The sequence below is a fragment of the Paenibacillus sp. JDR-2 genome (genome assembly GCF_000023585.1).
Lineage (GTDB): Bacteria > Bacillota > Bacilli > Paenibacillales > Paenibacillaceae > Pristimantibacillus.
The window spans coordinates 1775055-1800370 of sequence record NC_012914.1 but is presented as its reverse complement, the minus strand read 5'-3'; the positions used below and the strand labels follow the sequence as shown (position 1 = coordinate 1800370).

Sequence of the window (25316 nt, the reverse complement as noted above, 5' to 3'; positions counted from 1 at the left end):
TCCTACTACAATCCCAATAAAAAAAGGCCCTCATCGCTGAGGAGCCTTCATAATCAGTCGCTTCCATTTTCTATCGGAACAACACCTTGTCCACGTTATACTTCGCCCGGAATTGATTGATCAGGTAAGTCTCGTAAATTTCACGCTCCACCGCATCCTCATTCACGTAAATCTCGATCTTGGTCACTTCATCGCGGTAATTTTTCATTGGGGATACGCTGTCTTCGAAATGCTTCTTAATGCGTGGTCTCAGCTTTCTGGCCTTGCCGACAAACAGCACGTCTCCCTTGAAATTGTAAAAAATAAAGAAGCCGCCCTTTTCACGCGTAATCAGATGGAAATCCGTAAAGTTGTAAATATGGCTGAGCTGCGGGTTCGTCTGTTTGTAAATCGTAACGTCCGGTTCCGGAATCGTAATGGTAATCAAAAAAATTCACTTCTCTTTCCTTAGTTAGGTCTCCATCGTATTGTATCACATCTTAAGGGAGCCAAGCCTTGCGCAGCAGAATAATTCCTTCGCGGATTTTCTGTTCGTTAAGTCCGCCAAAACCCAGCATGATGTACGATGGCGGACAAGCCTCCGGATTCAGCCAATGCTTCCTTGGCGTGTAAGTTATGACTCCATACTCCAGTGCCTTCTCCACAAGTTCATCGCCGGATCGTCCATAGACATCAAGCAGCAGATGCATGCCCGACCGCTCCCCGATAATGCCGGCATGGCTGCCGAGCTGTTCCTGGATCGAACGGAGCAGCATCCGGTGGCGGGATTGGTACAGCTTCTTCATCTTGCGGATATGACTTTCGAAATAACCTTCCTTCATGAACCGGTACATGGCGGCCTGAATAAGCGGCGATACCGATTGGCTGTATGCCTGCAGCTTGCTTCTGAAATCTTGCGCAGCCCGTTCCGGCAGCACCATATAGCTTAAACGTATTCCCGGCAGGAACGATTTCGAGAACGTACCCAAATAAATAACCTTGTCCCCGGTGTCCAGCGCCTTAAGAGCTGGAATCGGCTGCCCCTGATAACGCAGCTCGCTGTCGAAATCATCCTCGATGATATAGCCTTCCTGCTCATAAGCCCATTGAAGCAGCTTGATACGGTTCTGGACCGGCATGATCATCCCTAGAGGAAACTGATGGGAAGGCGTCACGTATACCATACTTGCCGCGCTTCCTCTCAAATGCTCGACTGAGATCCCGTCATGCTCGAGCGGCATAGGTATGATTCTTCGCCCCATGTTCATCAGTACCGTTCTAACCCCGTTATACCCGGGCTCCTCCATCGCAATCGCCTCAGGCAGAGGCAGCAGCTGGGCTAGCAGGCTGATCATTGTCTGAGTCCCGGCGCTCAAAAAAATTTGATCCGGCGCGCATACCACCCCGCGTGACTGGTACAAATAACGGGCAATCTCGGAACGAAGCCCCTTATGCCCTTGGCGATCGCCGTAGCCATATACCTCTGTCGTACATTCCTCCAGAGCATCGACCAGGCATTTCTTCCACAGCCGCACCGGAAAATGCTCCAGCTCTACATCGCCATATTCAAAGTTGATCGCGTTATGCGGCAGCGAATCCAGGCTTAACTCGACTTCTGATCTGGCCGGCTTTTTCTCCTTAATCCCCTCAAGCTGATCAAGAGCATTACGTATAGGCCGCTGCGAAGCCGGCTCTGAATATAGCCTTCCGCCAGTAGCTGCTGATAAGCGGATTCGACGGTATTTTTGCTGACGGACAAATAAACGGACAACTGCCTGATCGAGGGCAGACGGTCATTTTCATGCAGCATGCCCAACTCGATCTGTCCTTTTAAATAAGCAAATAGCTGCTGATAAAGCGGAATCTCGCTCTGTTTATCCAATTCCGGCGTTAAGCTGATCATCCTGCACCTCAATCTGTACCCTTTGTTTCGAATAAAACTGTACCTTTTGGCAGGGACAGATTCCTTCTACAATGATAACACAATGAACCGAAAGAAAGGCAGTGAAGTAAAATGTTTCCCATCCGCTTGCAAAAAAGAGCCTGTACCGATGCAGGCAAAATCGAACGTTTCCTGGGGCAGGCCCGGACCGGATTCCTTGGCCTCTGCTCGGATAATGTTCCTTACGTCGTGCCTTTAAACTTCGTCTGGAAGGATAACGCCATCTACTTCCACGGTGCATCCGAAGGGCGGAAAATCGAAATGATTGCAGACAATCCGGCGGGCTGCTTTACGGTCAGCGAAGAGTACGGCACGATCGCCGATCCAACGCCTGCCCATGTGGATACCGCTTATATGAGCGCCATTATCTACGGCACCATCGAGAAGGTCGACGATTGGGAGGAAGCGACCGCCGCGATGCAGGTCATGCTGGACAAATACGTTCCCGGTTATTTCGACCGGCCGCTGGCAAGGACCCACTTGGAACGGTACGTCTCCTCAATGGGCAGCAAAACCTCCGTATTCAAGCTGGTATCCAATTCCCTCTCCGCAAAGGAAAGCGAAGTTAACCCGGCAAAAATGTATGTGGAAGGAAGAAAAAGCCACGAGGACGGGCATTAACACGATCTTCGCCTCCGCAAAAAAAGGGCTGCCCCAGTACAGGAGCAGCCTTTTTCTCTATTAATTCTTCAATTCCGGAATCACGTATTGCGGCTCTCTGCCATATAGCGCATCCACCAGATTGCGGGCCGCAACCATAGCCATGTCGTTCCTCGTCTTCTTGGTTGCCGAACCGATATGCGGCAGCGTCACGACATTATCGAGCTGGAGCAGCGGATTATCCGGGCTGACCGGCTCCTTCTCGTACACATCGAGGCCTGCCGCATAAATCCGTTTCGTGCGCAGGGCTTCAATCAGAGCCGCTTCGTCAACCGTCTCGCCGCGCGATACGTTAATAAAGATCGCGGTCCGTTTCATCCGGTTAAACTGCTCTTCGCCGATCATATGCTTGGTCTCCGGCGTAAGCGGAGTCATAAGCACGATAAAGTCCGACTGCTCCAGCAGCTCATTAAGCCCTAGGTAATTTACGCCAAGGCGCTCCTCGGTCTCCGGCTTGCGGCTGCGGTTATAGTAGGAAACCTCCATATCAAAACCGAATTTGGCGCGTTTGGCAATCTGCTCGCCAATGCGTCCCATTCCGATAATGCCAAGCTTTGCGTGATGCACATCGAGTCCAAACAGCTGCTCGCCAACGCCCCGCTGCCATCCCCCGCCGCGGACGAGATTATGCAGCTCCGTTACTCTTCTGGCCGCTGCCAGCATAAGGGCAAGCGTTAAATCCGCCACCGTCTCATCCAGCACATACGGTGTATGAGTGCCGATAATGCCGCGTTTTTTCATCGCGTCCAGATCGTTATGGTTATAGCCTACCGAAATATTGCTGACCGCCCGCAGCTTTGGCGCTGCGCTCAGCAGCCGCTCGCTGATTGCATTGCCGGCTGCAAGCAGCCCTTCCGCGTCGCCGATCTTTTCGGCAAGCTCCTGCCCGGTAATCGCTCTCTCCGGGTTTTGCCACATTTCGCATTCACAATATTGGTCGAGGTATGCTTTTACCTCATCGGATACTTTGGATGATAGGTACACTTTTGGCCGCATGCCGTCATCTCCTCTCGCGTTCTGACTCTATTATACCTATGTCCCCGGCGATTTGGCGAATGGTTGCCTTTAACGCCGAAGCCCACTACAATGAAGAAGGCAACCTGTCGCCCGCGGGCGTCAAGTGCGGAATCAAACTTCAACGTAAGGTGGGACCAGCAAAGGTGGAGCCGTTTAACGAGAAAGTTGTCTATGAAAACCCTTTGTTATCCTTGCGTGTCTGGCAGCCGATCCGGAAGGATGACGATTTCACCAACTGGCATTATCACCGGCAGCTTGAGCTGCTCTATATCATAAAAGGCAGGCTCGATGTGGATGTCGAGGAAGAGAGCTACCATCTCGAACCTGGCGATATCATTATGATCGGCGCTTCCCAGCTGCACCGCGACAAGAGTGTCGGGCATCTCGACTACATCGTCCTGCAGTTCGAGCTGGAGCCGTTTTTCGATCAAAGCACGATTGCTTATATGCGTTATTTCTCCGAGACTGAGAATCCGCTCAGCATGGCCAATTATATTTTCCAAGAGAACGGCAAAGTGAAGAAGCAGATCGGAGATTACATTCGCCAGCTGCATCATGAGGCGGAACGCAAGGAGACCGGCTATGAAATCGCGGTTAGCGTACTGATCAAGCAGATTCTGCTGACGCTGCTGCGCAACGATAACCGGAAGATGCTCGCCGAGCAGGACGATTTCGACCGACTCCGGCTGAAGCCTGTCCTGGACTATGTCGAGAACCGGCTGACCGACAGGATTCAGGTGGAAGAAGTATGCCGGATCGCCAACATGAGCTATTACTACTTCGTCAAGTTTTTCAAGAAAACAATAGGGATGTCTTTCACGGAATTCGTCAATTACCGAAAGATCAAATGGGCGGAACGTATTCTTCTAACGAAGGATCTAAGCATTACCGAGGTCGGAGAGCGGATCGGAATGCCTAACATGGCCCACTTCTATAAGATGTTCAAGAAGTACAATGACTGCTCCCCCAAGCAATTCCAACGCAAGATGCTGGATTGGAACCGGCAATAGCGCAACAAAAAACTCGTCCACCTTATCCCTTTGGTGTGACGAGTTTTTTTGACATGACTAATTTATAACCGACGCCGCGAATCGATTCGATCTGTACGGATTGACCAAGCTCCAGCTTCTTGCGCAGCGAGCTGACATGGACGTCAACCGTACGCTGGCCGCCGATATAGTCAAAGCCCCAGACCACGTTCATCAAATCATCGCGCGTAATAACCATCCCCGGACGCTGTACGAGATACAGCAGCACTTCGAATTCCTTCGGACGAAGCGGAACGGTCTCCCCGTTCAGAATAACTTCGTATTTCTCCGGATAAATCGACAAATCTCCTACGGTAATGACTTTCTCCGACGTTTCGATTGGCACGCTGTCATCCTGCTGCGTCCGGCGCAATACGGCAGATACCCTCGCGAGCAGCTCCGCAACGCCAAACGGCTTCGTAATGTAGTCATCCGCGCCATGCTTCAGCCCTTGAACGACTTCTTCCTCCGCATTGCGCGCGGTCAAAATAATAATAGGCGTCTTAACGCCGTTCTGGCGAAGCCTTGTTAATATTTCAAAGCCGTTCAAGCCTGGCAGCATGATGTCCAAAATAATGAGATCAAAGTTGCGCTGCAAAGCGGTCTGAAGCCCGGTTGCACCATGATCAATGACAGTCGTATCGTAACCCTCTTGCGTCAGATTATACGACAAAAGTCGCGCGAGTGTCGGTTCATCCTCAATAACGAGCACTTTATGTGACATGAGTACCTCCAGCTTGTCCAGCCTGGACACAAATTTTCTACCTTAGTTTATCACGATTTCATGAAGAATGGGTAAATTTTTCGGCCGGCTGTTATTGCTGGAGAACGGGCAGCTCAATGACAAATGTGGAACCAACGCCTACGGCGCTTGTCACCGCTATTGTGCCTTTATGCAGCTCAACCAGATGCTTGACGATCGACAGACCAAGTCCGGTGCCTCCTGAACTGCGGGATCTTGCTTTATCCACCCGGTAGAACCGCTCGAAAATCCTTGGCAAATCCTTCTTCGGAATGCCAATGCCGGTATCGCTGATCTGGATCCGGATATGATCCTCATCGATGCTTTCGATATTAACCGATACTTTACCGCCTTCTGGTGTATAGTTTACGCCATTTGCGATAACATTCATCATAATTTGTCGTAAACGGTCCTCATCGGCTTCCACATACAAGCCATGCTCCATCTCCAGCTGCAGCTTGATCGACTTCTTCGCTGCCTCCGACTCCATCATCGTCACGGTCTTCGTCATGAACGAATCCATCTCCACCGGCGAGAAGTAAAGCGGAACACGCTTCGACTCAATTTTCGACAAAGCCAGAATGTCCCCAATGAGACGGTTCAGCCTGTCGCTCTCGTCATAAATGATTTGCAGGAAAGAACGCGCGGTCTCCTCATCGTTCACCGCACCGCCAAGAAGCGTCTCGGCGAAGCCTTTTACCGCTGCGATTGGCGTCTTCAGCTCATGGGATACATTCGCTACAAATTCGCTGCGCATCCGCTCGAGGCGACGGATCGCCGTTACGTCCGCAAGCACGAGAAGCACCCCGCCGAACTCCTGGTTCTCCTGATTAATCGGCACCAGGTTAAGCTCCAGCAAGCGTTCCTCCGGGAAGTAGAACGTAATCTCCTCCCGGATATGCTCGCGGCCCTCCAATGCCTCTTGGATCAGCTGGGACAGCTCGTATTGCTGCTTGGCTTCCGCATAATTCCTACCGACAAGCTCACCGGAAGAAATGCCGAGGAGTTCTCCCGCGCGACGGCTCATCAGCAGAATCTTGCCGGCCGGATCAATCATCATAACGCCGTTAATCATGTTATCAAGCACGCTCTCCAGCTGGCTTTCGTTTTGCCGGATACGCGTCATTTGCACCTCAAGGCTTTCAGCCATGGCATTAATAGCATGACCAAGCTCGCCAACTTCATCCTGCTTCCTGACCTTCACCCTTGCTTTATAATCCATCTGCTTGATGCGCTGGGCAACCTTCGTAATTTGTTCAAGCGGCCGTGTTAAGCTTAAGGCGATCCGGTAACTGATAAAAGCGGCAACAATAAACAAAATCAGCAGCCCGATAATTAATACGGTCCACAGCTGATCGATGCTTTTGTCGACTTCCTTCAGACTCATCGCCAGCCGGATCACATTGGAATTTGGATCCGATGGATTAGCCGTAATGGCTACATACAATAAATTTTCTTTCAACGTATCGCTGTAACGGATTGCTCTGCCAATACCGTCTTTGTGGGCCTCCACTACTTCTACCCGTTTGCTGTGGTTATCCATCGTTTCCGGAGCATGGTCCGAGTCGCCAAGGACAGTACCGTCTCCCGCGATAAAGGTAACCCTGGAATCCGCGTAGGTTCTAAGAGTCTCGGCTTCCTTCGTGAAATACGGGAATAACACCGCATTATCTCCCTGCTTCCACTCGGTCTTGGCCAGAATGATATGCATCTCGCGGACCATATTGTCCTCAAGCGCATTGATATGGTTGTCCTTAAACGTCTTTGCCATGAAGAGACCGGCTGCGGTTACGGATAACGCAAGGATAATGATCATGGTTAACGTTAATCGGTTGCGAAAGCTGTTCATGGCCCTTCATCTCCAATTTGCCTATTTGTCACTCGTTTTATCGTACATGCCGTCATGCGGCTTCGCCAGTCTTGTTTTTGTTAAGTTTTTGTAAAACAAAGTGATGCACCGTCGCCAGCGGCTGCTGCACAAGGATAGAGAGCACAACCGGTACGGCAGCCAGCGGGCTGAAGTAGCCCAGCGCCAGGACGATGCCAAGCGAAATATTTCGCATGCCCGTCGCATAGGATACGGTTACCTGTACTTCCTTGCCGCCGAATTTGGCCGTTCCGAGGAAGCCTACTGCATAACATACCCCCACCAGAACAATAACAAGCGGGATCAGCTTCAGCATGTCATGCTTCAATTGGTCGACATACGGTGCAATCGCCGAAGCGTTCAAGGCCACCACCGCAACAAAGCAAAGCTTCGAGATTGGCATCGCAACCGGTTTCACCTTCTCCTGAATCCGCCCCTTGCTCAGCTCATATAAAACTACGCCAACAATGGTCGGCAGTACAACGATAACGAACAGGTCGAACATAATCGGACCAATCGCAATATCAACCGAGGTATTAAAAAATAAATGAATGCCGTATGGTACAACAAACGGGCTTAATGCGGAGTCCAGCACGACCATCGCAAGCACAAGCGGCACGCTGCCGCCCGACATCCCCACCCACAGAACGGTAGATACGCCAAGCGGGATGATCGTAAAGAGCACAAGCCCAACCACATAAGGCGAGGACGCTCCAAACAATAACGAGCCAAGCCCGTAGGCAACCAGCGGGGACAACAGATGCGCCAATAGCAGCGTCCATACCAGAATGCCGGGCTTTTTGATGACCTCATACAAATGCCGGAGTCCGCAGCCAATGCCCATCGTCAAGGTCACATAAGCAAACAGATACGGTACGGCATCCACCATCGGAGCAAGCGTATCGGCAAAAAGAAAACCCAGGACAAGCGATCCCGGGATCAGCAGAAACATCCATCGTTCAAAAAAATAATTAAACCGAAGTCCAAACTCCCTCGTAAGCCATCCCTCTTTTCTACATTATGTCGATCAACATTATAGCCTTTATAATAGCATACTCCATGGAAGATAACTGCCCGAAAACGAAGAAAGACACCCGAACATTCCGGCTGCCTTACTTTTATCTTTCTTCATTTAAGATCACCGGTTTCATCATGATTCCGTGCGCTTGCGGCCGGCAAACATATATGGATCGTAGTCCCTTTCCCATCCGTGCTTGTTATATCAAGCGTTCCGCCATGCGAATGTATAATTTGCTGGGTGGCCATCATGCCAAGGCCCGTTCCGTTCTCTTTGGTTGTATAAAAGGGAGATCCGATCTTCGCAATAAGCTCCTGCGGAATGCCTTTTCCCGTATCGGACACCTGAATCATAAGCATTTCCGGGCTTGGGCTGAAGGCTTGGATATCGATGACCCCGCCGCTAGGCATTGCTTCCATGGCGTTTTTGAACAGATTGATAAATACCTGCTTCAGCTGAGCTGCCACACACCGTACAGGCGGCAGGCCTATTAGGTTCGGCACTCTGATCTCCACGTTGTTCATCAAAGCTTGGGAGCTCATAAGCAAGTTGACATCCTGAATGATCTGGCAGATTTGTTCATCCTTGAATGCCTGAGCCTGCGGCTTGGCTAGATATAACAGCTCGCTCGTAATCAGCTCGATTCTGCGCAGCTCGTCCTTCATAATCGTAAAATAATTTTCGTTCACGCCCGTTACGGCCTGCTCGATGAGATGAACAAAACCCTTCAGCGAAGTGAGCGGGTTCCTTATTTCATGAGCGATGGAAGCCGCAAGCTGGCCAACGGCCGTCAATTTTTCCGCCTGCAGCAGCTTCGTCTTATTCTGATTCTCCTGCATAATATTTTTGGCAACGCCAAATACCCCCACGGATTCATGATTGACGATAATCGGCATATTGGTTACTTTCACGTCAATTACATGACCGCTCTTATGAATCGCCTTTGTTTCATAATGCTGCGTAATCCCTTTCGCTGCCAGCTTGAAGAGACTCTTTGTTTTCTCCAGCTCCTCCGCAGGGATCAGCGGGACATAGGACATCTTCAAGAATTCATCCGCTCCATAGCCTAGCAGCTGCTCCATCGCCGGATTTACGCTAAGATAATTTCCTTCCAGATCAAAGGCAAATACCGCATCCGGATTATATTTGAACAGCGACTCGTAGTGCTGCTCCTTCAGCAGCGACAAGCCTTTTTTCTGCGTAATATCCTGCAGGTAAATCGTTAGACCGTTGGAGGAAGGAAAGACCTTCACCTCTAACCAGACGGAGATAGGAGGACAATACGTTTCAAACTCAACCCGAACTTGCTCCTTCATGGCTTTAAGATAGTGGTCGTGGAAAACGGAATAAATTTCTTTTGGGAAGTCGCTCCAGATGCATTTGCCGATTGCTTCCTCCGGCTTAAGCGAGAACAATCTGGAGGCCTCCTGGTTCATATAAGTAAATTCCCAGTTGTTATTTAAGGCAAAGATGGCATCCGTTATCCGATCAAGAACCTCATACTGTTCTATGTATTGGCTCATATTTCCTAACTCCTTGTCCGAAAATAATTTACCCATAATAAAAAGCCTAAATAAGAGCCGCAGTAGCCGCTTTTATTTAGGCTGATGTCCAGCGATCTTTCTGGTTCATTACCGCCAAATTTATTGACTCGGATTTAATATGAACACCATGACGCTTTTATCCAGATGGAAATCCCAGTCTACAAACAAATCGATAACCTTTGCGTTTAAAAACTGCTGGAAATGACCATTGTTATGCAAATGACTCTTTTCAAGATTTCGTTTGGCCAGTCTTAAGCTCTCTTCATGACCGATCCGGATTAATTCTTTTTCGATGCTGATCAGAATCCCCACCCGAATAACGAGCAGAGTTCGATCATTGATTAGGCAAGAATACAATTCGTCCGGACGTTTCTGAACCTGCTGGCTGATTGTACTGACCTCGTGCTGAAGTTCAGTTTTACCTGTATATTCGCATCCGAGGAACGCTGGTTCCTGGTCATGCCCTGCTTCGATACCGACCATAACGCCAGATTGATTATGAAGACTCCAGTCATAATAAAATTCCTGAATATCCATGCCTGCCAGCACCAGCAAGTAGGCTTTGATCTCGGGAATCAACGATTTCATTAATAGGTCTCTGGTCGATTGAATCGAGTGGATTTGATCTTGCTCAAGAAGAATCTTCTCTGTCGGCGACAAGAAGTTTCTTAGATATAAAACGACAAATGGCCGATTAATGCTGACATAAATGGACTGTGGTCCTCTCCCGAAAGCTTCTCTCAGCAATCTGCCAACGTAGCTCGCTATTTCGGCTTGAGCCTCTTTTTCCAAGATCATTCATCCTTAATTTAGGCAAAAGCAATATTTCTTTCGCCCCAGATTTATTGTAGTAATATATTCGGAATAACTCAACCGAAACTTTACCTATTATTTGCCTTTGCCCGCATCTTATCCGTTTCTTCATTTAGGATTCGGATTTAGAATAAATACGATAACGCTTTTATCCTCATGGAAATCCCAATCCACAAACACGTCTGCAATCTGCGACTTGATTATCTCCTGGAAGCGGCTGCTATTAATTAAATAGCTTTTTTCAAGGTTACGTTCCGCGAGCTTCAAGCTTTCTTCGAATCCAAGGCGGATCAACTCCTTGCCGATGCTGATCAGAATTCCCGTTCTGACAACCAGGAGTGTCCGGTCATTGATCATATAGGAATAAGTTTCATCCGGCTTCTTTTGGATTTGGTGACTAATGCGATCGATTTCATCGTGCAGCTCCTCTTTCCCCGCATACCGTTCCTGCAGTCTGAACTCGAGAGAATCATCCGCTTCAATGCCAACAAGCATGCCGGAATGATTATGAAATCCCCAGTCATAATAAAACTCCCTGATGTTCATACCCGCAAGCAGGAGGAGGTAGGCTTTTATTTCCGGCATCAGCGATTTCATGACCAAGTCACGGGTATGCTGCACGGAATTCACCTGGTCCTGCTGAAGAAGAATCTTTTCGGTTGGCGATAAGAAATTCCTCAAGTAGATAACGATAAACGGGCGGCTGATATTAACAAAAATCGATTGCGGGCCTTTTCCAAATGCTTCTCGCAGTAGTCTTCCAATGTGACTCGCAATTTCTTTTTGAATTTGCTTTTCATTTTTTTCCAAAAAATCCATCCTTAATTTTAGGTAAACCTGCTTTTTTACCTTCAATATGAAATTCTAATAGAGACAAAAAAAGCCTAAATAAAAGTTGTAAGAAACCAACTCTTATTTAGGCTTATGTCCAGCTCCATCTCTGGTTCATTAATGCCGAATTAGTCGTTAACCGTTAAAAAGCAATTTAAAAAGGCAAAAGCTTTATTTCCTTTACCCTAGCATTATTCTAAAGACTTTTGACCATTTAAACAAGAGAAATTTAAGATTGTATAAAGACACAGACTCTAGACTTTTCAATCAACGCCCGGATTCTCGCCATAAACAATCTTTGATACCTCTTCGGTAATCGAATCGCCGCCAAGCTCCTTCCATTTCAGAACGAAATCATCAAACGCATCGACCGGTTTGTCTCTAACAATGATCTGCAAATACGTGTCATTCTCCAGCTTCTGAAGAGCATCCCACTTCATGTCCATGGTCGGCGTCGTCCCGTAATAAAACGGATAATAATGCCGCAGCGAAGGAATGCCGTCGCCTTCCTCTAACCGCTGGCCATACGCAATGCTGCCCCTTCCCCTATAGCTGCAAACCATCCGTCCCTCTTACCGAGGCTAACGAAACTATGTATCGTTATTTCGCCTAATTTTTCCGTTTCCAGATTCTAACGAAACGTAGTATCACTATTGGGCTGTATTCGCTCATTCGGCGGGCTTTTTCCAGCTAATAGCGTGTCTACGTTTCGTTAGAATTCCGATTGCCCTCTTTTTGGGCAAATAAGAATATGCAGTTTCGTTAGGATTTACCGTATGTATGTGGGAGTCTGTTGAATTATGGTAGGATATAGTAAAACAAGCACTGCGTGAGGGATTAGAGAGGAGTTTACGAAACAGATGGAAAGTCATTTCTTCGCCTATATGTACCGCCTGAAATATATCGAACGCTGGAGTCTGATGCGAAATACGACCAAGGAGACCGTTGCGGAGCATTCCTTCCACGTTGCGCTGCTTGCCCATATGCTGTGCGAGATCGGCAACAGCTTCTTCGACCGCAGCTACAATGCGGACCGCGCCGTAACGCTGGCCTTGTTCCATGATGCGACCGAGGTCTTTACCGGCGATATCCCGACTCCCGTGAAGCATCACAATCCGAAAATGCTCGCAAGCTTCCGCGAGATTGAAGCAATGGCCGCAGAACGGCTGCTCGGCATGGTGCCGGAGCCGCTTCAAGCCTCGTACGCCCCGCTTCTCGGCAAGCCGGGAAGCACGTTGTCCGAAGAAGAACAGGTGCTTCACAAAATCGTAAAAGCAGCCGACCTGCTGGACGCTTACTTGAAATGCCTGACCGAGGTATCCACCGGCAATAGGGAATTCCTCGTGGCGAAAGGGCAGACGGAAGCTGCCATGAAGCAGCTCGGGCTGCCGGAGACGGAGTGGTTCCTCGCCCATATGGCGCCAAGCCTCGGCATGACGTTGGATGAATTATCGTAAAGAGCAGAGTCTCTGCTCTTTACGATTTAATTGAAGAAGAAAGTTGGGGGGGAGTAATCATGACGTTCAGAATATCCAGAGGGCATGTCCTGATCCTGCTCGGAGTTATTTTCCTATTACTCCTTCTTGGATGGAATTATTTCAACGGCTTATACGGGCTCGCTGCTGCCGTATCTCTGTTCCTGGGTTTCTATCTTAGCGAAAGCTGCGAGATTCATGATGGGATGCTTACGAAATCCACGCTATTCTTTTTCAAGAAAAGCCTTGTAATCAAGGACATTAAGTTAATTGAAGCCATTACCAAAAAGAAACTGGGCTACATCTATATCAATCTCCCAAAAGGTCCGACGGAAGATTACTACCTTCTCCACTTTAAAGATTTGACAACCTACAAACTCGATGCCAACTTGTACAATAAAGGGCAATCGATAGGCAGATTCCTGGCCAAGAAGTATAAAATCAAGCTGAAAGAAAAAGAGGTCACGCAGTATCTGTACGGAAACTGATTAACCAAGGCTGGTGAGTCTTATGTCCATTCAAAGCACGATGGAGCGGATTAAGAGGGAGTTAAATCAAGTACTGAATGATTACGAGTATTGGTTTACTGCTCCGGAAGTTTTGCAAAACTACCAGCCTCGCGAAGGATGGAGCATTGCTCAAATTCTGGAGCATGTCACCCTTACGAACCATTTTCTGCTGATCCTCATTCGAAAAGGAAAAAACAAGGCTCTTATGCTCGCCGCCAAATCGAATTTGGAAGATTCGCTGAATCATTATCAAGACAATCTGGGAGAGCTGGATCAGATCGCGGAACACGAATCTTTTAAGTGGATTAGGCCGGAGCATATGGAGCCAAAGGGAGAAATGCCGCTTAATAAGGTTCATGCCTTGCTGGAAAGTCAGGTTGCAGAAAGCTTGGGCATCTTGCAAGAATTAAGCAATGGCGAAGGAATCTTATATAAGACAATGATGAGCGTAAATAACTTAGGCAAAATTGATGTGTATCAGTACATTTATTTTTTGGTACTTCACGCCAAACGGCACATTGCCCAGATGCAGAGGGTAAAAGCGGAATACGAACAACATTGAGAAAAACCTCTATCGACGCCTTTCGAAGAAGAGCGACCGCATTTAAAGGTTGGTTTTATCGCCAAATAAAATTTCCGTTTTCTTGGAACCCGCTATCGTTCCTAATCGGCGGAAAACCTCATTATTTATGAGGCTTTCCGCCGAATGGGTTGGCTAAATCGTCTCACTTCCAGTTACAGTGAGGTTTTCCTCCTTATTCGCACGTTCACCCTCACTAACTATGAGTCTAGCTTCACTATTGCATCGGTATGAGCTCAAATCGCACGTTTTTCAGCGATACGACTCACTATTTTATGAGGCAACTTCACTCTCTTTTGATCCCACCGGTTTACAATATCACTGGCTCCTTAAGCCATGCAGGCGAAATCAGCCGCAAATAAGGGGGTCAGAAACCAGCATTGCAGACGCAGGTTATGGGAGTGAAGAAAATTTTGCTTATCTGGACGCTTGCCCACAATTTGCTGAAGAAAGCTGTAAAGGAGCAAAATCGAAAAATAGCGCTGCAGGGATAACTCTCTGCAGCGCTATTTTCATGAAAATTAATTCACTAAGGCGAGCGTCTCTCTAGCAAGCGAACCCCTTTTTAGACGGTCCCTCTTATTATACTTCCTGCCATAACCGCTTCACGTTATCCATGGCAATGCGGGAGGCCATGCGGCACTCCTCCATCCCTTCGAATTCGACAGTCAGATAGCCATCGTAGCCGGACTTCTTGATCAGACGGAAGATTCGCCGGAGGTCGAGATCGCCGTGGCCGGCAATCGCGCCCCGCAAATACGTGCCGTGGGCAGATTTGAACCAATCACCGCCGCCCGGGGACTCGTCGCTAGGACGAATATAGAAGTCTTTAATATGGATAAGAGAAGCATACGGCAAGTTGCGGCTCACGCCAACGAGGGGATTCTCGTCGACGCACAGGAAGTTGCCGACATCGAGCGTCGTCTTGAAATTCGGGCGGTTCACTTCATGCAGGACGCGCAGCACGCGGTCGCTTGCCTGTACGCTGAAACCATGATTTTCGATGGTTGTCGTTATGCCGTATGCTGCGGCGTAATCGGCGATCAGCCGGCTTCCCTTGACCATGTGGTGCAAATTCTCCTCGAACCATTGAATCGTCATGTTCTCCGTCGGAAGCGTAAACGCCGTCACGTCGTGACGCATATGCTTCATGCCAAGTCGATTAACAAGATCAACATGTTCCTTGACGCGCGCGACTTCGGCCTGGAACGCTTCCTCGCTGCCTTGCACGAAGTTGGCAGGCATCGAATAGTTGGACAGCTCGATTCCAGCAATCTTCGCCTTATCCCGCACGGCGTCCGCAAGCTCCGGCTGGTCGACAAGCGTAAAGCCGTAAGGCACGATTTCCATATGCTCGCCGCCGTTCCCGGCAATCCATTCCACAACGTCAAGCACCGACATGTCCCCTGCCTTAAGCGCGGGGAGCAGACTGTATGTACTTAGTCCAACCTTCATAACGTCTCCCCATCTCCCCGAAATCCGTCTTGTATGGCATTGAGCAGCCGGCGAGTCCGGTCACAGCCGAATTCCCAGAACATCAGACCGCCTAATCCGCTAGCTTTCACGTAATCGCACTTATGCCGGATCGATTCCTCATCGTCGTAAGAGATAAAGCTTGAACCGTTAAACAGATAAGGCGCGCGAGCTTCCTCGTCCCAATATCGAACGAAGCCGTTTTTGCCAATGTATTCTGCAGTCAAAGCCGTGAAGTCCGGACCGTACCCGCCAACGCTGCCGGCCATCTGGTGAAGCCCGCGATTTCGGCCCGGCACCTGATTCCACATCCGGGAATAGAAGGCTGCTCCGATCACAATCTTCTCTTTCGGCACTCCGGCGCGAACGAACAGATTGACGGAAGCGTCCGTACTGATCCGGAACAAGTCTCCCGTCGGCGTATACAGGCTGGTATGGTGACCGGTCAGCACCTGGAACCCGCCGCGCATATCGTAGGTCATGAGCTGAACCAGATCCAGGTATTTCTGTGCCTTATCCATCTCGGTTCCGTCAATGTAATACTGGTCGGCTCCAGCCGCGATCGTAAGCAGATAATGCCGGCCGTCCAGCTCCCCTAGCTTATCCAGCGCTTCCCGGATAGCGGCAAGCAGCAATGTAAAGTTCGTGCGGTCCTCCGGGCTCGCCCCGATTCCGGCTTCGCCATAGCAAGGATACTCCCAATCCAGATCAATTCCGTCAAATGGAAACTCGATCACCGCGCGAACCGCCGATTCCGCCATAAGGCTTCTTCCTGCTTCGGTAGACGCCGCTTCCGAGAAGCCTCCGGCGCTCCAGCCTCCTACAGAGAGCAGGATATTCAACTGCGGGCGTTCCCTCTTAATCCTCGTGAGCTCGTCCAGATGGCGCATATGATCGGTTACGATAGCATCGCTCTTGACATGGCCAAACGCGACATTCAGATGCGTAAGCTTCGCTAGGTCCTCCCCAGTCAGCTCGACAAGATGTTTATCGCTCGCATAACCGGCGACCACGTAGTTCTGCTTTGTCATTTAAGATTCGCTCCCTTTCGTTGGCGATGATTCGTTGGATTGCCTTGCGGCAGTTAGCGCTTGCCATGCCTCTTTACCCATTCCGATTTTATAGCCCGATGCGGCATAGCGAATACGGTCTCTGCCATCCAGCACAAACAGATGCGGGTAGCCCGCCTCGCGGACCGCCGCTGACGGCAGCGAGACCGGTGAGCGATCCCTCGCGAATCTGACCTCTGACGGCAATTGCGGATATAGTGCGGGATCAAACGACGAGGTCCATTCCGCATCGCCGATCATGAGCAGGACTGCTCCCCCGAGATTGGCCGCAGAAACAGCCAACTCGCCCAACTCGCGAAGCAAATGCTTCGTAGGCTCACGCTCCGGCTCGATCCAAGCGACGATTGCACCATCCTCCATGATCTGTTCGCCCATCGTCAGAGCAGAACCGTCAAGCCCTTCGAGCGGTCTGGCCCGGTCCATAACGCCTAGCACAGGCAGATCCCGGGAGGCTTCACGATAGGTAAGCGATACATCCGTATTCTCGCCTGCATGTACGCGGAAATAGGAAAGCCTAGCCAATACCGTACCGTCCTGAAGCCGCATGCCCGTCGTAAGCCGGTACGAACCCGGCTCTACCTCTAGCATCTTGTCATAGACGTCACCGAATTTATCCGGATAGATTAACGTTTTGTAGAATCCGTTCTCCTCCAGTCGAGCCAAGGTAAAATTCTCGGCATACGACGGCTCTGGCGCATTCTCCGTTGCTTCGGGATCGCGTTGCAGCCAAACGCTGCCCTTGCCCCCAATCGAAGACTGAGGGGAATTCGCGCCTTGCATCGCGTCCCGCCATTCGCTGCCCGCCTTGTATTGCGGGTTTAGCTCATGCGGATGCAGCCGCGCCGGGATGCCTAAACTTCGGCAGACGGCTACGAAGAGAATGTTCAGCGAGTCCTGGTCTCCCCATTGCAGCTTAAACGTTCCGACCGGATTTCCTTTCCCCTTCAGATTCGGAAGGTCCTCCCACTCACCATGTCTGTCGTTCAGCCAACGCAACAGCGCAGACGGGTCCGACCGGAAGGTTTCCCGCTCCGGCTCCGTAAACGCCGTTTGGAATAACTGACGGTACGGCACGATCATCTCGTTAAGCACGCGCGGACAAAGCACGTAAGAAACGAACTCGTTATCGGGCAGGTCGCCGCAAGCGGCAAGCGAACCGATCAGATGATCGTCCAGCGTATCCTTTCGCGCATCGATCCAATCTTTCTCGCGAAGGCTCTCCAAAAGCCGCAGCGGCCACTGTCCATATTCGGCCGTCCGCTCTTGCAGGAAAGACGAGAGTTCGCGGAAGTTTCCGCGCGAGCGGCTTAGAATGTTCCACACTCGTTCCGCCGGAAGCCCTAGCGAAGCAGCCAATGTCTCGGCATCTTGCTTGGTTGCGAACGTGCTTTCATAGACGGCACGAAGCCTCGCCCCTTCTTCAAGCCGGTGAGCATGCCTGCTCTCCCGCTCGCCGGACAAGGATTCTGCCGGTTCGCCTTCGCTTTCCGGCGGGGGAACCATATCGAGGTCGAACATCCCTTCCGGCTGCTTCGTCCGATCCAGGACAAGCTCGAGCCTGTTGCTCCCATAGGCAGCCAGCTTAACCTCGCCCCATCGACCGCTCCAAGCGCCGCGAACCAGCAGATCGCCATATCCGGTCTTGAAGCTGATTTCTCCCCGGTCGTCCGAGAGCAGCGTCGCAATCGGATAAAATTCCGCCATATTGTACAACTCGAAGCGCACTTCGGCGCCCGGGACAGGGTTTCCGGCAATGTCTTTAACCAGAATGTCAACGGTACGCGTCGAGGCGTAGTTTTCGAGCAGATTAATTTCCGTGAACCATTCATTGGCTACCGTAATCTCTTCCGGACCGGGATAGTCGGCCAGGATGCGCGTATTCAGAAGCATCGCCCGGCGGGCCGGCGGACCGAACCACCCTTGGTCGAGCCGCGCTTCCGGCTCGCAGGCGCCGAGAAAGCACCATTTCCCATCCGCCCACGCTTCTACCCAGGCATGATTATCATCGCAATGCGCCCACCTGGGCGTGTATACCTGACGGGCGGGAATGCCAATGCTGCGCAGCGCCGCAACCGCTAACGTCGACTCCTCGCCGCAGCGGCCCCTTGCGCTCTTGATCATCGTAAGCGGCGACATCGTTCTCAAATCGCTGCCGATATAGGCAGCCTTCTCGTGACACCAATAATTCGTCTCCAGAATAGCCTCTTCCATCGTCAGCGACTTTGTGCGATAGGCCAGCTCATTGAACAAAACGCCGCGGTGATCCTCGATATTTTCCGTATTGACCCGGTAGGGGAGGACATAATGCAAGAACAGGGAGTCGGGCACCCGGTCGCCCCAAGGGACAAGCCGGCGGATCTCCAGCGTCCTCCGCACATGGTTCAAGAACAAGACGCCGTCATAATCGGCGAGATCGTTCACCGGCATATAGGCAAACAAATATTTGAGCGCCCAGCTCTCTTCCTCCGTCAGTTCCTCCCGGAACACATCGAACAGCTCGTGTTCTCTGGCCTGCGCCAGCTGGCGTTTTCTAAGGAATTTGCTCTCGATCAAATCCCGCTCCGCCGGGCTCAGCGAAAACGGCGAAGTCCAATTCGTCATGGTCCCACTCTCTCCTTCCACAGCTTTCCGTCCTCGCGAATGCACCACATTGACATTCCATCCTCCGACAAGGCCGAGATCTGAAACAGGCTTCGCGTCGTCTCGACTGTTGCTTCGACGAACCACTCATCGCCTTCCATCAATCGCTTCGCATCCGCTTCATACCCGCCTTCAGCCGCGTAATGGTTGCGCTGGCGGTAATACAGCTTCCTAAGCTCCCACTTGATGCGCTCGTCCGCCGGTATAGCAAAAGAATGCGGACCGTCATCGCCGGAAAACACCACATAGCCCCACAACTCCGGGTAATGCATGTTCACAATGCCCATCGGCGACCACACCCAGTTGTCCTCCGGATAGGGCTTGCCAATCTTCGGATTAATGACCTTGCGATAGCCGCCTTCTACATGCTCCGCTTGCCATTCCACTCTGGAGAAGTTGATGCGCCAGAACTCCCCGGTCAACGGCGGCCTGCTCTCCGCCGCGCACTCCCGCAAGCTGGCCCAAGGGATAGCGATTTCCACGCTCCACATACGGTTATCCGCCGCGGGATTATTCAGCTCTCCTTCAATGTAAACGGCACTCCGCAGCCCCGAAATATCCCAGCCGTTTACCGGCGGTCCGCCGTCGCGATACGGCTTGACGAGAAGCAGATCCCATACCGTATTCAGCGCATTGATCTCGATCTCGTAATAACCATGCGTGTCCCCGTCCGGGTCGATAAAGATTTCAAAATCGTTGTCGTAAAAAATAACCGAATCCCGCTCGGTGAGCGTTGCCCAGATCTGATCCTCGAGCAGCTCCGCCCCGACATACAAATATTCGTCATCCCACAGCATTTTGACGCGGGTCCGCTTCGCCGGCTTTGGGCGAACATCCCCTTCGATATCCGTAAAATCTTCGGTCCAGTCCGCCGCTTTCCAGAACGGCTTGTTCAAGCATCCGTCAAGCGCGAGCGGCCCTTTGGCACGCCGGCAAATATAATGCCTTGGCCCGTAATCGATTACCGGCTCCGGCACTCCGCTAAGGATCATATCCTGTCCCCCGATCGCTTTCTTCTCGCTAGTTATGAGTTACCACGGCTCCCGCGCCTCCGTAAAAATTCACTTCGTCGCCAAATTCCAGCTTCAGCACCGTTACGTGCTCATGCGTGTCTTCCGCCGTCAGCCCAACCCAGGTCGTCCCGGGAATATCGAACCAAGGAACGCCTCCATGAATCTCGAACGCCAGCTCTTTGCCTGAATGCAGCACGGTAATCCGCTTAATCGGATTGCATAGCCCCTTCAGGCATATATGCTCCTTCGGATCGTCATAGACGAACAGGTAGAGTGTCTTCTTATCGGGGGTCAACGTGCTTCCTCCCGAATAATAACGCGTCATGATGCCTTCCCTCGTTCCGTAAACAGCCTCCGCATGCTGACGGATCCATTCGCCGAGGCCAAGCAAAATATCTTCCTGACGTTTATCGATCGTTCCGTCCTCCCGCGGCCCGATGTCCAGCAGCATGTTCCCGCCCATGGAAATACAGTCGCAGAACATCCGGATGATCATTCCCAGCGATTTATAACGGTTGTCCGTCGGCACGTAGCCCCACGAGCCGTTAATAGTCGTGCAGAATTCCCAAGGCCCTTCCGGTCTCGTAATGGGGAGTCCTTGCTCCGGCGTTTTGTAATCGCCATGTCCCTGCAGCCGCGAGTTGACGATTACATCCGGATTAAGCGACCTCAGGTACTGCCTGAACGCCGGCAAATTCCATTGATCGGCGCTTCGCTCCCAATCCCCGTCGAACCAGAGCAGATCTACCCGGCCGTAATTCGTAAGCAGCTCCCGAAGCTGGCCGTCGTTGAACCGCAGGAACCGCTGCCATCTGTCCTCGTCCTGGGCACCGTCCGCCGGACTGGAAAACCGGTTGACTTGGCTTAGGTCCTCGGGAATCCTGCCGCCTTGATAGACGCTTGGATAATCCGGATGCGACCAATCGATCAGCGAGTAGTACAGACCAAGCCGAATATCCCGCTTCGCAATCGCGTCCGCGAACGGCTTGACCAAATCCCTGCCTGCCGGCGTCTTCTTCACGACATTCAGGTCGCTAAGCCGCGTGTCCCACAATGCCACACCGTCGTGATGCTTAGTCGTCAGAACGGCATACTTCGCTCCCGACTTCTCGATCAGATCGGCCCACCCTTCCGCGTCGAAGCTTGAAGCCGTAAACCCGCCAAGCTGCTTCATGTATTGCTCATAGGTCATGTTCCCGTTGTAAAAGGACCATGATTCCGCCACGCCGTCAACCGCATAGATTCCGTAGTGAATGAATATGCCCAGCTTGGCGTCTTCGAACCATCTCTGCATCCCGAGCCCTTCCTTTCAAGCGATAGTTACGCATGAATCCGAAAAACATGCGCGATTGGCGCTTCCATAGCGGAGCGCTCCGAATCCGGCAGACGAACGGCAATCCCGTTCTCGGTACGGCGATAGTCAAGCCGCTCCTCACCGCCGACCAGATCGATTCTTCCGGCTTCTCCGCTCCAAGGAAGATGAATCTCCTCCGGAACCGGCTCGCTTGCGTCCTTATACAGGTAAAACGCATAAACGACGCCGTTTTTCTGCGTAAAGCATGTATTGCCCTCCGAATACGGCTCGCAGACTCGAGTACCGTAGATCGCTTCACCGTATACGTTCAGCCATTTCCCCATACCTTTCATGCGGGCGATCGCCGTCTCGGGCAATCTGCCATCCGGCTGAGGGCCGATGTTAAGCGCCAGGTTGCCGCCTTTTGCCACAATCTCGATGAGCAGCTGGATGAGCTGACGCACGGATCTATAACGGTCCTCGTAACGGAAAGAAAACGACGTGCCCATCGTAATGCAGCTTTCCCACGGCACATGCAGCGCGCGTTCCGGCAGCGTCTGCTCCGGCGTGATCAGGTTCTCGTATGGTCCTCCCACAGTCCGGTCCGCCGAGAGGAGCCAAGGCTGGATTTCGCGCGCCTTCTCCACCGCTTCTCCCAGCCGGATATTTTGCTTGCGGTAATCGTTCACCCAGCCGGCGTCCAGCCACAGCACGTCGATCCGGCCGTAATTCGTCATCAGCTCCATGATCTGCTCATGCGTAAATTGAACGAATTTCTCCCATAGCCACGGGTATTCCGTAGGATCATAGCTCGGTCCTCTGGACGTCTTCGTATCCGGCCGTATTCCCGGTGTCCAATAATAGGGAGAATGCCAATCCGCTTTGGAGAAGTAGGCGGAGATGCCGAGCCCCTTGTCCCGGAACGAGTTGAACAGGTGCTTCACGATATCCGCGTGCTTATGCGTATGGAACGGACATTCTTGTCCCGTAATGCGATAATCGGTCGTGCGCGTATCCCACATGCAGAACCCGTCATGATGCTTGGTGGTGAAGTTCAAATATTTGAAGCCGTTCTCCGCCGCAAGCTCGGCCCACAGCTCAGGCTGGAAACGAAGCGGATTAAACGTCTTGTTCAAGGCAAAATATTGCCGCTTCAGCTCTTCCCCATCGATATCCCAGTCGATGCCTTCGCGGGACCAATCCCCATCCTCGTCGCTCAAGGCCCATGATTCAACCAGGCCCAGCTGGGAATAAGGCCCCCAGTGCATCATTAAGCCAAGCTTCTGATCCTTGAACCACTCGAGCCGTTCGAGCAGCAGAGGATCCTCAGGCTTAACCCAGCTCTCCTCGCTGCTGTAGTTATGTACCCCTTGTTCGACCGCTTCTTCTTCTACGGCAATTGCCTGTTCCTTCTCACTCATCCTATTTCCTCCTAAAAAACCATTCTTTCAAACCGATGAACGGTGTATAATAGATTTAATTTTCAGATATTTAAGATTTGTAAAAGAGATAGATAACCGTTGTCAGGGGGCGTACCATTTGAACCGGAACTATTTCAAGTCCAAGCTTTTTCTGAAATACACTTGGTCCTACTTATTCATCTTGTTGATTCCTTTGATTTTTACTTCGATCTTTATTTATGAAAACGCTTCGCACCGCCTTCGTTCCGAAATCGAACGCTCCCATCTCGACCAATTGACGCAAGCCGAAACGATCATCGACGGTCGAATGAAGGAACTTAGCGAGATTGCGGTCCGCATCTCGTACGACCACAGACTTGCCTCTTATCTCGTGCACGATCCGATTCATAGCGGAGAAGCTATTGAAGCGCTGGATCAATACAAAGCGACAAGCTCGATTATTGGGGAGCTGTACTTGTATTTCCACAAGGACGACCGCATCTATTCCAGTGAAGGGATGAACCACTTCGACGTATTCACGAGCAATCTTCTGTTCCAGAATTGGGATAAAAACGCGGTATACCAGGATTTGAACGACGTCAAGTTCCCGACAATGCGGCCTGCCGATATCGCAAGCAACTCTTCCGGCCGAAAACAATCGATGCTCGCCTATCTGATTCCGATCAAACCCAATAATCCGAATCCTTACGGAACGGTTATGTATTTGATTCAGAAATCCGAGCTGACGAGCCTCATCGATTCCATACTAGGTAACTATCAAGGCCAGTCCTATATTCTCGATAATCAAGGTCAAATTCTGGTTGACAATCTCCAAGGCGAGACGTTATCGGATACGGACACGCGTTCCTTGTTCGGACATTTGGCCCCGGGCATTCAGAAGCATGTCCTGAACGGCAAGGAGCATTCGATCGTCTCCGTTCAATCGCCGGTCAACGGCTGGACCTACGTGACCATCATGCCAAGCGAGCAGTTCTTCAGCAGCGTCCTTCATGTGCGGAGCTTCATCATTATGCTGCTTATCTTTGTTGTGGCCGCCGGCGCGGCAATCGCGCTGCTCTTGGCCCGAATGCAATACCAGCCGATTTCGACGCTGGTTGAATTCGCTGCATCCAAGAGCTGCAAGCCTCTGGGCCGGCCCGGCGAGTCCCGCAACGAATTGGACCGGATTCGGACAACGCTGCTGGAATACAGTGCCAGAGTCGATCTGCAAGAGCCGTTCGCCCGCCATCATTTGCTCTCCACGCTGCTCCGATTCGGCAGCTCCCGGATTCTGACGCCGGAGCTAAGAGAGGTACTGGATCTAAGGTTCGACCGCTCCCTTCACTTCGTTATGGTGATCGGCTGGATCAGCAACGAGAAAAACGGCGTGCTGGAGCATCAGGAGATACTGGAGCTGTTAACGCATATCGAATTACCGAATCTGAACAGCCGCGGGTACGGCGTTGAGCTTTCCCAATTAGGCCAAATCGGCGTCCTGGTCAGCTTCGACCCGGATGAAGCCGCGGACGAATTCGAACACAAGCAGCTTATCGTAGAAGCCTTGCGCAGCCATTTGCTGGAATCTTGCCAGATTCAGCCGGTCATTGGAGTCGGAACGAGTTATTCCGGTCCGGATCAACTGAATCAAAGCTATATCGAAGCCTGCTCGGCCTACGACCTGAGAGTGTCATCCAACGCCGGATCGGTGAATTATTTCGAGAAACAATCGGTTGCGACGGATCAAACTTTCTGGATACCGAATAACACATTGTTAAAGCTCTCCCAGAGCTTAAAGCAAGGCAGCTTTGAAGTAGCTTCGCAAATGATCCAGTCGGCCATCCTGAGCTTGCGGCAGTCCGAACTGTCCACGCTGCTCATCCGCTGCATCGGCATCGATCTACTGAATACCATTCTGAAGACCGCGTCTGAACTCGAGAACCAGCGGCTGATTCAAGAAATTGCGCCGCAGATGATCTCGGGCCAATCGCTTGACGAGCTGGAACGCAATCTCCTTCATTTGGCTTCCCGGCTATGCGAGCAGGTAGAGCAAGAGAGCCAGAAGGAAGAACAATCGCTAACGGACCGGATGATTGCTTACATCGAAGAACATTTTGCGGACAATGCCCTCAGTCTCGAGACCGTCGCTTCCGAATTCAGCCTGTCTCCGTCCCACGTCAGCCGCTCCTTCAAGGAGAAGATGGGCGTGAACTTTATCCAATACATCTGGCAGAAACGGCTGGAAGAAGTGATGCACCAGCTGAAGACGACGGACGATTCGCTCAAAGACATCATTATCCGGGTCGGCTACTTGGACGCGCCTAACTTCATCCGCAAATTCAAGAAGGAGACCGGCTACACGCCGGGGCAATACCGCAAAATGTTCGCTTATGTCCAATAGGACCAACCGCCAACGACCGAGGT

General features: G+C 51.2%; 23 protein-coding genes. 6 read left to right on the top strand and 17 right to left on the bottom strand.

Translation table 11 applies throughout. The annotated features are described in order from the left end of the window. Positions 1-70: 70 nt before the first annotated feature. From PJDR2_RS07825 to PJDR2_RS33430, 3 genes are all read right to left on the bottom strand, one after another. Positions 71-427 (bottom strand): nucleotide excision repair endonuclease, encoded by a 357-nt coding sequence (locus PJDR2_RS07825; RefSeq protein ID WP_015843125.1) that lies wholly within the window; start codon positions 425-427, stop codon positions 71-73. A gap of 52 nt (positions 428-479) precedes the next feature. Beyond that, on the bottom strand, positions 480-1514 hold the full coding sequence (locus tag PJDR2_RS32350) for a PLP-dependent aminotransferase family protein (protein WP_265525109.1): 1035 nt from the start codon (positions 1512-1514) through the stop codon (positions 480-482). A gap of 68 nt (positions 1515-1582) precedes the next feature. Further along, the gene (locus PJDR2_RS33430; protein ID WP_041613353.1) at positions 1583-1882 is read right to left on the bottom strand and encodes a GntR family transcriptional regulator; all 300 of its coding nucleotides are present in this window, start codon (positions 1880-1882) and stop codon (positions 1583-1585) included. A gap of 111 nt (positions 1883-1993) precedes the next feature. On the opposite strand from PJDR2_RS33430, the gene PJDR2_RS07810 reads away from it, so the two are divergent. Beyond that, entirely contained in the window at positions 1994-2542 is a 549-nt protein-coding gene (locus tag PJDR2_RS07810; RefSeq protein WP_015843124.1) for a pyridoxamine 5'-phosphate oxidase family protein, read from the top strand. A gap of 60 nt (positions 2543-2602) precedes the next feature. Here the strand turns inward: PJDR2_RS07810 and PJDR2_RS07805 are convergent, their stop codons facing one another. Continuing rightward, positions 2603-3577, bottom strand: a complete 975-nt coding sequence (locus tag PJDR2_RS07805) for a 2-hydroxyacid dehydrogenase (RefSeq protein ID WP_015843123.1) — start codon at positions 3575-3577, stop codon at positions 2603-2605. Positions 3578-3636: 59 nt separating this feature from the next. Between PJDR2_RS07805 and PJDR2_RS07800 the strand changes: the two genes are divergently transcribed. Beyond that, on the top strand, positions 3637-4608 hold the full coding sequence (locus PJDR2_RS07800; RefSeq protein WP_265525108.1) for a helix-turn-helix domain-containing protein: 972 nt from the start codon (positions 3637-3639) through the stop codon (positions 4606-4608). A 22-nt stretch (positions 4609-4630) separates the two neighbouring features. Here the strand turns inward: PJDR2_RS07800 and PJDR2_RS07795 are convergent, their stop codons facing one another. The 7 genes from PJDR2_RS07795 to PJDR2_RS07765 all read right to left on the bottom strand — a co-directional run bounded on the left by PJDR2_RS07795 (position 4631) and on the right by PJDR2_RS07765 (position 12004). After that, on the bottom strand, positions 4631-5350 hold the full coding sequence (locus tag PJDR2_RS07795; protein ID WP_015843121.1) for a response regulator transcription factor: 720 nt from the start codon (positions 5348-5350) through the stop codon (positions 4631-4633). A 91-nt stretch (positions 5351-5441) separates the two neighbouring features. Beyond that, positions 5442-7217, bottom strand: coding sequence for a two-component system histidine kinase PnpS (gene pnpS / locus PJDR2_RS07790; protein ID WP_015843120.1), 1776 nt, complete (start codon positions 7215-7217; stop codon positions 5442-5444). 52 nt (positions 7218-7269) lie between these two features. Next, on the bottom strand, positions 7270-8187 hold the full coding sequence (locus tag PJDR2_RS07785; protein WP_015843119.1) for a bile acid:sodium symporter family protein: 918 nt from the start codon (positions 8185-8187) through the stop codon (positions 7270-7272). Between the two features lie 176 nt (positions 8188-8363). Then, positions 8364-9776 (bottom strand): PAS domain-containing sensor histidine kinase, encoded by a 1413-nt coding sequence (locus tag PJDR2_RS07780; RefSeq protein WP_015843118.1) that lies wholly within the window; start codon positions 9774-9776, stop codon positions 8364-8366. Between the two features lie 120 nt (positions 9777-9896). Continuing rightward, positions 9897-10595, bottom strand: a complete 699-nt coding sequence (locus PJDR2_RS07775) for a Na-translocating system protein MpsC family protein (RefSeq protein ID WP_049790031.1) — start codon at positions 10593-10595, stop codon at positions 9897-9899. Positions 10596-10718: 123 nt separating this feature from the next. After that, positions 10719-11429: a Na-translocating system protein MpsC family protein gene (locus PJDR2_RS07770; protein WP_041613351.1), complete on the bottom strand. Its 711-nt coding sequence runs from the start codon at positions 11427-11429 to the stop codon at positions 10719-10721. 275 nt (positions 11430-11704) lie between these two features. Continuing rightward, complete coding sequence (locus PJDR2_RS07765; RefSeq protein ID WP_041613349.1) at positions 11705-12004, bottom strand: hypothetical protein; 300 nt, start codon at positions 12002-12004, stop codon at positions 11705-11707. A 297-nt stretch (positions 12005-12301) separates the two neighbouring features. Between PJDR2_RS07765 and yfbR the strand changes: the two genes are divergently transcribed. Genes yfbR through PJDR2_RS07750 form a run of 3 tightly spaced genes read left to right on the top strand, consistent with a single transcriptional unit; the run spans position 12302 to position 13987 of the window. Then, a complete protein-coding gene (yfbR, locus tag PJDR2_RS07760; RefSeq protein ID WP_015843115.1) occupies positions 12302-12898 on the top strand; it encodes a 5'-deoxynucleotidase in 597 nt (198 codons plus the stop codon). A 59-nt stretch (positions 12899-12957) separates the two neighbouring features. Continuing rightward, positions 12958-13404 (top strand): hypothetical protein, encoded by a 447-nt coding sequence (locus tag PJDR2_RS07755; protein WP_015843114.1) that lies wholly within the window; start codon positions 12958-12960, stop codon positions 13402-13404. Between the two features lie 22 nt (positions 13405-13426). Next, positions 13427-13987 carry a DinB family protein gene (locus tag PJDR2_RS07750; RefSeq protein ID WP_015843113.1) on the top strand — a complete coding sequence of 187 codons (561 nt, stop codon included), beginning with the start codon at positions 13427-13429 and terminating at the stop codon, positions 13985-13987. A 600-nt stretch (positions 13988-14587) separates the two neighbouring features. On the opposite strand, the gene PJDR2_RS07745 is transcribed toward PJDR2_RS07750, so the two are convergent. Genes PJDR2_RS07745 through PJDR2_RS07720 form a run of 6 tightly spaced genes read right to left on the bottom strand, consistent with a single transcriptional unit; the run spans position 14588 to position 22916 of the window. Beyond that, positions 14588-15460, bottom strand: a complete 873-nt coding sequence (locus tag PJDR2_RS07745) for a sugar phosphate isomerase/epimerase family protein (protein ID WP_015843111.1) — start codon at positions 15458-15460, stop codon at positions 14588-14590. Next, positions 15457-16509 carry a glycoside hydrolase family 18 protein gene (locus tag PJDR2_RS07740; protein WP_015843110.1) on the bottom strand — a complete coding sequence of 351 codons (1053 nt, stop codon included), beginning with the start codon at positions 16507-16509 and terminating at the stop codon, positions 15457-15459. Before PJDR2_RS07740 ends, PJDR2_RS07745 begins: the two co-directional genes overlap by 4 nt. Beyond that, positions 16510-19149, bottom strand: a complete 2640-nt coding sequence (locus PJDR2_RS07735; RefSeq protein WP_015843109.1) for a transglutaminase domain-containing protein — start codon at positions 19147-19149, stop codon at positions 16510-16512. Further along, positions 19146-20180, bottom strand: a complete 1035-nt coding sequence (locus PJDR2_RS07730) for a carbohydrate-binding family 9-like protein (protein WP_015843108.1) — start codon at positions 20178-20180, stop codon at positions 19146-19148. The genes PJDR2_RS07735 and PJDR2_RS07730 overlap by 4 nt, the downstream gene beginning before the upstream one ends. A gap of 28 nt (positions 20181-20208) precedes the next feature. Continuing rightward, positions 20209-21495 carry an alpha-L-fucosidase gene (locus PJDR2_RS07725; protein WP_015843107.1) on the bottom strand — a complete coding sequence of 429 codons (1287 nt, stop codon included), beginning with the start codon at positions 21493-21495 and terminating at the stop codon, positions 20209-20211. A gap of 26 nt (positions 21496-21521) precedes the next feature. Further along, entirely contained in the window at positions 21522-22916 is a 1395-nt protein-coding gene (locus PJDR2_RS07720; RefSeq protein ID WP_015843106.1) for an alpha-L-fucosidase, read from the bottom strand. A gap of 118 nt (positions 22917-23034) precedes the next feature. Here PJDR2_RS07720 and PJDR2_RS07715 point away from each other — a divergent pair, with 118 nt between their 5' ends. Then, positions 23035-25293, top strand: a complete 2259-nt coding sequence (locus tag PJDR2_RS07715) for a helix-turn-helix domain-containing protein (RefSeq protein WP_015843105.1) — start codon at positions 23035-23037, stop codon at positions 25291-25293. Positions 25294-25316 lie beyond the last annotated feature (23 nt).

What these genes read in the sequence shown, in the direction of transcription:
- PJDR2_RS33430 (WP_041613353.1), bottom strand. Translation starts at nt 1,882, where the DNA reads ATGATCAGCTTAACGCCGGAATTGGATAAACAGAGCGAGATTCCGCTT.
- PJDR2_RS07810 (WP_015843124.1), top strand. Translation starts at nt 1,994, where the DNA reads ATGTTTCCCATCCGCTTGCAAAAAAGAGCCTGTACCGATGCAGGCAAA.
- PJDR2_RS07805 (WP_015843123.1), bottom strand. Translation starts at nt 3,577, where the DNA reads ATGCGGCCAAAAGTGTACCTATCATCCAAAGTATCCGATGAGGTAAAA.
- PJDR2_RS07800 (WP_265525108.1), top strand. Translation starts at nt 3,637, where the DNA reads ATGGTTGCCTTTAACGCCGAAGCCCACTACAATGAAGAAGGCAACCTG.
- PJDR2_RS07795 (WP_015843121.1), bottom strand. Translation starts at nt 5,350, where the DNA reads ATGTCACATAAAGTGCTCGTTATTGAGGATGAACCGACACTCGCGCGA.
- pnpS (WP_015843120.1), bottom strand. Translation starts at nt 7,217, where the DNA reads ATGAACAGCTTTCGCAACCGATTAACGTTAACCATGATCATTATCCTT.
- PJDR2_RS07785 (WP_015843119.1), bottom strand. Translation starts at nt 8,187, where the DNA reads ATGTTTCTGCTGATCCCGGGATCGCTTGTCCTGGGTTTTCTTTTTGCC.
- PJDR2_RS07780 (WP_015843118.1), bottom strand. Translation starts at nt 9,776, where the DNA reads ATGAGCCAATACATAGAACAGTATGAGGTTCTTGATCGGATAACGGAT.
- PJDR2_RS07775 (WP_049790031.1), bottom strand. Translation starts at nt 10,595, where the DNA reads ATGATCTTGGAAAAAGAGGCTCAAGCCGAAATAGCGAGCTACGTTGGC.
- PJDR2_RS07770 (WP_041613351.1), bottom strand. Translation starts at nt 11,429, where the DNA reads ATGGATTTTTTGGAAAAAAATGAAAAGCAAATTCAAAAAGAAATTGCG.
- PJDR2_RS07765 (WP_041613349.1), bottom strand. Translation starts at nt 12,004, where the DNA reads ATGGTTTGCAGCTATAGGGGAAGGGGCAGCATTGCGTATGGCCAGCGG.
- yfbR (WP_015843115.1), top strand. Translation starts at nt 12,302, where the DNA reads ATGGAAAGTCATTTCTTCGCCTATATGTACCGCCTGAAATATATCGAA.
- PJDR2_RS07755 (WP_015843114.1), top strand. Translation starts at nt 12,958, where the DNA reads ATGACGTTCAGAATATCCAGAGGGCATGTCCTGATCCTGCTCGGAGTT.
- PJDR2_RS07750 (WP_015843113.1), top strand. Translation starts at nt 13,427, where the DNA reads ATGTCCATTCAAAGCACGATGGAGCGGATTAAGAGGGAGTTAAATCAA.
- PJDR2_RS07745 (WP_015843111.1), bottom strand. Translation starts at nt 15,460, where the DNA reads ATGAAGGTTGGACTAAGTACATACAGTCTGCTCCCCGCGCTTAAGGCA.
- PJDR2_RS07740 (WP_015843110.1), bottom strand. Translation starts at nt 16,509, where the DNA reads ATGACAAAGCAGAACTACGTGGTCGCCGGTTATGCGAGCGATAAACAT.
- PJDR2_RS07735 (WP_015843109.1), bottom strand. Translation starts at nt 19,149, where the DNA reads ATGACGAATTGGACTTCGCCGTTTTCGCTGAGCCCGGCGGAGCGGGAT.
- PJDR2_RS07730 (WP_015843108.1), bottom strand. Translation starts at nt 20,180, where the DNA reads ATGATCCTTAGCGGAGTGCCGGAGCCGGTAATCGATTACGGGCCAAGG.
- PJDR2_RS07725 (WP_015843107.1), bottom strand. Translation starts at nt 21,495, where the DNA reads ATGCAGAGATGGTTCGAAGACGCCAAGCTGGGCATATTCATTCACTAC.
- PJDR2_RS07720 (WP_015843106.1), bottom strand. Translation starts at nt 22,916, where the DNA reads ATGAGTGAGAAGGAACAGGCAATTGCCGTAGAAGAAGAAGCGGTCGAA.